This window comes from Bacillus cereus group sp. BfR-BA-01355 (assembly GCF_022663675.1).
GTDB classification, from domain to species: domain Bacteria; phylum Bacillota; class Bacilli; order Bacillales; family Bacillaceae_G; genus Bacillus_A; species Bacillus_A thuringiensis_S.
On sequence record NZ_JAKUFY010000176.1, the window covers coordinates 1 to 6,568 of the forward strand.

Below are 6,568 nucleotides of genomic sequence, written 5' to 3' on the forward strand. Positions count from 1 at the left end.
TTTAAAACCATTTTTGTTATAGTTAAAACCAAATTTGTTACCTTTAAAACCACTTTTGTTATCATTAGGAGTCATACCCCCTTATATATCAAGACATTTCATGCTCTTAAAACATATAAACATATAAAATACGTAAAACAATTAATATATATAACAAGCAAAAGATAAATTGTTGAATGCATATACTTAATTTCATTTTTTAAATGAAATTTCCACGTCATGAAACCAAATTTGTTATATTTAGTTTAAATAGACAAGTAAACGTCAATTAATCAAATAATTATTTTGAGAATATTTAACTAAAAATTAAGTTATATACTTTATTAAAAATTCATAAAATAAAAAAGCCCCCAAAAGGGCCTTTTGAGTTTCGAAAGAAAGGAATATCTCCTATATAATATATGCTTGTTGCAATAGAATGTGAAAAAATACATAATAGTTTTATTTGGTGGAGCAGTAAATTAGTTTAATCAAGATGAGGGGGTAGTTGAAGGTATCCATTGCGTGGAGATGCTTTTTTATGAAGATTAAGACTCTGCATCACAAACTTTTTTAGAAAAGCACCTGAATCTTTTTAAAAATAAGAAACAATCCAGATAGACACTCTCTTGACTAAAATTGAGAGCTTTAATTCTAACGTATTAACGAAGCAGACTCTTGGATGACTGAGAGTTCACAATCCATTTTTTGTCGAAAGGAAATACATATAATGACGTTTTCTATAGATTATGGGTATGAATATATATTTGGTTAGCAATATTTTTAATAAGACACCATTTCTTTATAAAACAATGATCTGTTCCGTAATGTTATTTAGTATTTACTTGTCTAATTGAGATGCCTACGGGAATCTTTTTTATTTGTACAATTACAATCAATTAAGTAAATTTTTTATACTCCTACGATAACACGGAGCCTTGAAATATGAAAAGATCGCAAGGCTTTTTGAAAAAGCACTTTGCAGCCAGCTGATTTCTTTTCTTTTTCAAATGAAAATCCATTGTATTCTCTTCTGATTCAAAGGTACGATATAAATATATTTATTTAACCTTAACTTTTATATATGTTTCATCAACTCTTCAAGAATTGCTTGTTGGCCTCAAGTGTACGTTTGTCGAATCCGTTTTCAAAAAGATTTTTTACCTGTTTTATTTTGTCCATATATAAGATTAAGAAGCTGCATATATTCATTTTCTTGTCCAATGTCAAATCGGTGCCCATCAATCATTTTTCCATATACTTTTTTAGTCATAATTAAAGAATGAATCGCATCAGTTAATTGATATTCTCCCCCAACACCAGGTTGAAGTTTTTTTAATAAAGGAAAAATATCAGGCGTGAAAACATATCTACCGATTACTGCAAGATTAGATGGAGGATTTACTTTTGGTTTTTCTATAATGTTCGTAATATCCATGTAATTCCCCTTTACAACCTTCCCTTCAATAATACCATACTTCTCTATGCACTCATCTGGTACCGTATGAATGCCTATCACACTATTTTTTGTCTCTTTATAAATACTAATTAATTGATTTAAAGCAGTTTCTTTATCCGAAACTACAATATCATCTGGTAAGAGTACAGCAAAAGGTTCATTACCAATAAATGTTTCACCTAATCTTATCGCCTCACCAAGTCCCCTCGCGTATGGCTGCCTTATATAATGGATTTGAACATTAGGAATAGCAAGCTCTTTTAACAGGTGGGCTTTTTTTTCTTTTTCTAAAAAAGCCTCCAATTCTAATGAATAATCAAAGTAATCAACTATTAAATCCTTTCTGCTAGAAAGTACAATTAATATTTGCTCAATACCTGATTTTACAGCCTCTTCCACAATATAATGAATCGCTGGTTTATTACCTATTGGAAACATTTCTTTTGGAATTACCTTTGTAATTGGAAGGCTTCTTGTGCCGTAACCAGCGGCTGGAATAATTGCTTTTTTAATCACTAATCTCTCGCTCCCTCGAGTGTTTACAATATTAATATTCAATAACCTCCTTACCTGCGCATGACGATTCCAAAAGAGGCTTTTACCTTCTAATTACTTTCATCTCTTATATGAATAGGCCCTTTCAGTTGTCACCAATCCAACTTGTCCATCAATATACTGTAACAACTAGTACTATAGTACTAAGTTCAGAGAGGTGATTATTGTATGGATATATGTATTATAGGATCTGGTTATGTAGGAATCACATCAGCAGCAGTATTAGCAGATTTAGGTCATGATGTTATATGTGTAGATAAGGATCAAGAAAAAATTAATTCTCTCCAAAAAGGAGAATGCCCCATTTATGAACCAGATTTAAAGGAGCTTATTCACAAAAATAGAAACCGATTGCAATTCAGTTGTGATATCGATAATGCTATTCGACAATCACCCGTTATTTTTATCGCTGTAGGAACCCCTTCTACAACAAGTGGAAAGGCGGATTTAAAATATATATACTCCGTCATTGACCTACTAGTTCCAACTATAACATCGTATAAAACTATTATTACGAAAAGTACAGTTCCACCAGGTACAAATCAACAATTATATGAAATACTTATTAAACGTGGGGTTTCATCGTCCTTATTCAATATTGTCTCCAATCCTGAATTTCTTCGTGAAGGCTCTGCTGTTCACGATATGCTCAATCCAGATAGAACTATTATAGGTATCCAAAAAGCTGACACAACGTCGTTAAAGATTATGCAGGATATATATAAAGGGATTAGTGCTCCTTTCCTTTGTACAGGTTTAAATGAAGCAGAGATGATTAAATATACATCTAATGTATTTTTGGCTACCAAAATATCTTTTATAAATGAAATTTCTCGAATTTGTGATGCATATAACATTGATATTGTTGAAGTGGCAAAAGGAATTGGCTATGACTTTCGAATTAACCCTCATTTTCTTCAGGCAGGGATGGGGTATGGCGGATCATGCTTCCCAAAAGACTTACATTCACTCATTTATACAGCAACTGATAGGCACGTAGCAGTTCCTATTTTACAAGCTGTACAATCCATTAACTCCACACAGATAGATCTTTATATTGAAAAAATTAAAAAAGCTATAAAAGAACCCTCTTCAAAAAAAATAACGGTTTTAGGAATTGCCTTTAAGCCAAATACTGATGATATTCGTAGCTCCCTTGCCGTAATACTTCTTGAAAAGTTAATCCCTCATGGCTATGATCTACATGCCTATGACCCCAAAGCTTTTCTTCCTTCACATTTAAAAAGACAAGTTACCCAGCATGATAACCTAGAATCTTCAATTACAAATTCTGATTGTATTATTATCGCCACGGACTGGAATGAATTTAAAACACTTAATTGGAAACGAGTCAAACAAGTTATGAAGGGATGCACAATCGTTGATGGACGCAATTGCATTGAAAAAGATGAAATTAAAAAATACGGATTACAATATATTGGAGTGGGTCGGTCATGAAAATACTTGTAACAGGAGCCGCTGGTTTCATTGGCTCACATTTGTGTCAAGCGTTACTTAAAAATAGTGCATATCATGTAGTTGGAATTGATCATTTCATCGGTCCTACTCCAGCTATTTTAAAGACAGGTAATATACAATCTCTCGAATTAAATTCACGTTTTCAATTCATACGAGAAGACATTCTAAATACAGATTTATCAAAACTATTACAAGATATAGATGTTGTTTATCATTTAGCTGCTATTCCTGGTGTGAGATCAAGTTGGGGAAAAGATTTTCAGCATTATGTTACAAATAACATAATGGTTACACAGCAGCTACTTGAAGCATGTAAACACATAAAATTAGATAAATTTATTCACATATCCACCTCTTCTGTTTATGGTGAAAAATCTGGCGCAGTTTCTGAAAATCTATTACCTAGCCCTCTATCTCCATACGGGGTTACCAAATTAAGTGGTGAGCACTTATGTCATGTTTATCACAAAAATTTTCACATACCAATTGTTATTTTAAGATATTTCACAGTGTATGGGCCAAGGCAGCGTCCTGATATGGCATTTCATAGATTAATTAAACAACTGCTAGAAGATAAACCTCTCACAATATTTGGTGATGGAACACAAACACGTGATTTTACCTATATTGATGACTGTATACGAGGAACAGTGGCCGCTTTAGAGACAAAAAAAAATATAATAGGTGAAGTTATCAATATCGGTGGAAAAGAACAAGCATCCATTTTAGACATCATTTCTATGTTAGAAAAAATATCAGGGAAATCAGCAATCAAAAACTTTCTAAAATCAGTTCCTGGAGAACCGAAGCAAACATGGGCAGATATATCTAAGGCCAGTACATTACTGCAATATTCACCAACAGTTTCTCTATCTGACGGACTGGAAGCAGAATACCATTATATAAAACAACTATACAAAGGGGATTAGTTTATGAAAATTGCATATATATGTACAGAAAAATTACCTTCTCCAGCGATTAAAGGTGGAGCAATTCAAATGATGATTGATGGGGTGTCCCCCTATATAAGTCAAGATTATGAACTTACTATTTTCTCCATTTCAGATCCAAATCTTCCAAATCAAAAAACACAAGATAATATCAATTACGTGTATTTGCCCCAAAAAGATTATGAACAGCACGTTATAAGAACACTCCAAACCAATACCTTTGATATTATACATGTCTTTAATCGTCCTAAAAATATACCTCTATATAAACAAGCTTCTCCACACAGTAAATTTGTATTAGGTCTTCATAACGATATGTTCGCTGAACATAAACTATCTATTTGTGAAGGCAATCTTATTATTGAAATGGTTACCGCCATTGTGACTGTTAGTAACTATATTAAACAAACTGTGATTGAGAGATTTCCACAAGCTGAAGAAAAGATTTCCATTGTTTACTCTGGTGTTAATTTAAAACAATCTCCCTCCATCTGGACACCAACAGGACAGAAGATAAGAAATGCATTTCGTACAAAATACGGTATTCAAGATAAAAAAGTCATTCTATTTGTTGGCCGATTATGCAAAAATAAAGGTCCAGACTTGCTCATTCAATCTATGAAGAAGATTATTCAAACACATAAAGATACGGTACTTGTAATTGTTGGTGGTAAATGGTTTAGTGATAACCGATTAAATAAATATGTTAAAAAGCTATATAGAATGGCTAGGCCAATTAAAGAACACGTAATTTTCACCAAATTTATTCCTGCAGATCAAATTCATAATATATTTCTAATGGGGGATATATTTATATGTAGCTCACAATGGAACGAACCATTGGCACGTGTTCATTATGAAGCAATGGCTGCTGGAATCCCAATTATTACAACAAACCGTGGGGGAAATGCAGAAGTTATAACAGATGAATATAACGGCTGCCTAGTAGAACAATATGATAATCCAATGGAGTTTGCCAGACTTGTCCAGGCTTTGTTATCTCAACGAGAATTTGCACAATGGATTGCTGAAAACGGAAGAAAAATTGTAGAGGAAAACTTTACATTTAAGCATACAGCAAAAAAACTAGATGGGGTATATAAAAAAGTAGCAGAATCTACTAATCAACCTGCTAGAAATCTAATACGCCCTCTTAAAATTCTAATTGTTTGAACTGCTAAGCATTTAACGATCTGATGGGTTATTTGAATTGAGGGATTCCTAAATACAGAAACTTAACGATTTCTAACTAATTAAGCTATTCCTGTAGTTCCTAGGGGTAAGAGGTGGAGCCCCTTTTTTGCTAAGATTCTGTCCTACATTAACATCTCAATCGTAATATGTGTGCTAAAAGAAGAGCGATCCTACTCAAGAAGATTTGGATTCTTAACTTTTTTATTTTGATTAAAACAATTCGAACATCACTAACTAGAAATAAACATTATTGATACAACTACAATTTTCTTCCCGTACTATTTTGCTTTTTACTGAGGAAACTCAGCAGAGTAAGAATGGTACGTTAATGCTTTCTCCATTTCTTTATAAATATGATTCCGCATAGCGAGGAAACGATTAAATACAAAACGGCTATAAGTGATGGTTCTCGCAATTCAGACTTTTTTCGATTCTTATAAATGCGAAAGCTCCAAATGCTATTGATTAATATGGATTGCACCTCGTCTTTATTTATGGTTCCTCTATTGTACAAAATAAGATAGACTAATGCCTGCCGATATTCAACCACATTCTAAATTTGGTACTTCACACCTTTATATTTGTGAGGAGAGAACCTTCTATTGAAAAAAAATACGTGTATTTGATATAAAAGTTATATAAAGGCTGCCTATTATGTATATGTTAAAGAACAAAAAACGCTTGGAGAACCAAGCGTATTTTAGTGCTAATTATTTTACGCGTCTTCTTCTTCACCATCGTCGTCGTCTTCTTCATCATCTTCGTCTTCTTCATCATCTTCGTCTTCTTCATCTTCGTCTTCTTCATCTTCTTCATCTTCATCATCTTCGTCTTCTTCATCTTCGTCTTCTTCATCTTCGTCTTCTTCATCTTCTTCATCTTCGTCTTCTTCATCTTCGTCTTCTTCGTCATCTTCGTCTTCTTCATCTTCTTCATCTTCGTCTTCTTCATC

Annotated in this window: 6 protein-coding genes and 1 pseudogene; 3 read left to right on the forward strand and 4 right to left on the reverse strand. The window is 32.9% G+C overall.

All coding sequences use genetic code 11. From position 1 onward, the window contains the following. Positions 1-903: 903 nt before the first annotated feature. Positions 904-1,079: pseudogene (locus MR167_RS29715) on the reverse strand (DDE-type integrase/transposase/recombinase); the annotation flags it as partial. Between the two features lie 47 nt (positions 1,080-1,126). Further along, the gene (locus MR167_RS29720) at positions 1,127-1,954 is read right to left on the reverse strand and encodes a UTP--glucose-1-phosphate uridylyltransferase (protein ID WP_199689533.1); all 828 of its coding nucleotides are present in this window, start codon (positions 1,952-1,954) and stop codon (positions 1,127-1,129) included. Positions 1,955-2,161: 207 nt separating this feature from the next. Between MR167_RS29720 and MR167_RS29725 the strand changes: the two genes are divergently transcribed. From MR167_RS29725 to MR167_RS29735, 3 genes are read left to right on the forward strand one after another with little or no spacing between them, the layout of a single operon-like run. Further along, positions 2,162-3,451: a UDP-glucose dehydrogenase family protein gene (locus MR167_RS29725; protein ID WP_242316107.1), complete on the forward strand. Its 1,290-nt coding sequence runs from the start codon at positions 2,162-2,164 to the stop codon at positions 3,449-3,451. Next, positions 3,448-4,401 carry an NAD-dependent epimerase/dehydratase family protein gene (locus MR167_RS29730; RefSeq protein WP_242316108.1) on the forward strand — a complete coding sequence of 318 codons (954 nt, stop codon included), beginning with the start codon at positions 3,448-3,450 and terminating at the stop codon, positions 4,399-4,401. Before MR167_RS29725 ends, MR167_RS29730 begins: the two co-directional genes overlap by 4 nt. 3 nt (positions 4,402-4,404) lie before the next feature. Next, a complete protein-coding gene (locus MR167_RS29735) occupies positions 4,405-5,595 on the forward strand; it encodes a glycosyltransferase family 4 protein (RefSeq protein ID WP_242316109.1) in 1,191 nt (396 codons plus the stop codon). 311 nt (positions 5,596-5,906) lie between these two features. On the opposite strand, the gene MR167_RS33445 is transcribed toward MR167_RS29735, so the two are convergent. Together MR167_RS33445 and MR167_RS29740 are read right to left on the reverse strand one after the other, a co-directional pair. Beyond that, a complete protein-coding gene (locus tag MR167_RS33445; protein ID WP_346657779.1) occupies positions 5,907-6,032 on the reverse strand; it encodes a helix-turn-helix domain-containing protein in 126 nt (41 codons plus the stop codon). A gap of 299 nt (positions 6,033-6,331) precedes the next feature. Further along, positions 6,332-6,568, reverse strand: a 237-nt coding sequence (locus MR167_RS29740) for a hypothetical protein (protein ID WP_242316110.1), incomplete at its 5' end; no start/stop codon positions are given.

Excerpts from the sequence above, each read along its gene's own strand:
- MR167_RS29730 (WP_242316108.1), top strand. The coding sequence starts at position 3,448 with ATGAAAATACTTGTAACAGGAGCCGCTGGTTTCATTGGCTCACATTTG.
- MR167_RS29725 (WP_242316107.1), top strand. The coding sequence starts at position 2,162 with ATGGATATATGTATTATAGGATCTGGTTATGTAGGAATCACATCAGCA.
- MR167_RS29735 (WP_242316109.1), top strand. The coding sequence starts at position 4,405 with ATGAAAATTGCATATATATGTACAGAAAAATTACCTTCTCCAGCGATT.